1 protein-coding gene is annotated in these 687 nt (G+C 69.6%); it reads left to right on the top strand.

The window, feature by feature from the left end; translation table 11 throughout:
- Window positions 1–288: 288 nt before the first annotated feature.
- A partial coding sequence (locus APM_RS12865; RefSeq protein ID WP_007423808.1) for a GntR family transcriptional regulator occupies window positions 289–687 on the top strand: 399 nt, incomplete at its 3' end.

The raw sequence follows: 687 nt of genomic DNA, 5'->3' as shown, positions 1-687 counted from the left end.
GCCATGCTGGGGGCGCTCGCCGCCGGTTCCGTCAGCTGGGTCATGTCTGTCTCCGCCGCATGGATCTCGCTATGGCAATCGTCCATGCAATATCGATGGATTGGCATATATATGCTTTCCTGCCGGGAACCAACGCGGAGATGCCGGCAGCAGCACGGCGATTCCCGCATGACCCGAGGAAGGCCCGCCAGCGCGGCATGGCAGAAGATGCGGGATGCCGAGATTGCCTCAGGCCACGGGCGGGGATAAGGAAGCGGGGATACATATATATGGAACGAGAGCCGGACCATGACGGACCGTGACACGCCCCCCGCCTGGCTGCCGGACATCCGCAAGCCGGACGGGCCGATCTATCTCGCGATCGCCGCGGCGCTGGAGGCCGATATCCGGTCCGGCGCGCTGAGGCCGGGCGACCGCCTGCCGACCCAGCGCCGCCTCGCCGCCGCGATCGGGATCGATTTCACGACCGTCACCCGCGCCTATGCCGAGGCCGCGCGCCGCGGGCTGATCGAGGGCCGGGTGGGGCTCGGCACCTATGTCAGGATTATCCCGCCGCCGCGCGCGGCCGCCACCGCCGGCGGCCTGATCGACATGAGCATGAACCTGCCGCCGTGCTTCGACGACCCCGCGCTGGCGGCGCGCCTCTGGCGGGATGTCACGGCGCTCGGGGCGGAGGCCGGGCTCGAC

It is taken from the genome of Acidiphilium sp. PM, from assembly GCF_000219295.1.
Classification (GTDB): Bacteria; Pseudomonadota; Alphaproteobacteria; order Acetobacterales; family Acetobacteraceae; genus Acidiphilium; species Acidiphilium multivorum.
Note: the sequence above shows the minus strand (reverse complement) of the source record. Positions and strands in the feature narration are given on the sequence as shown.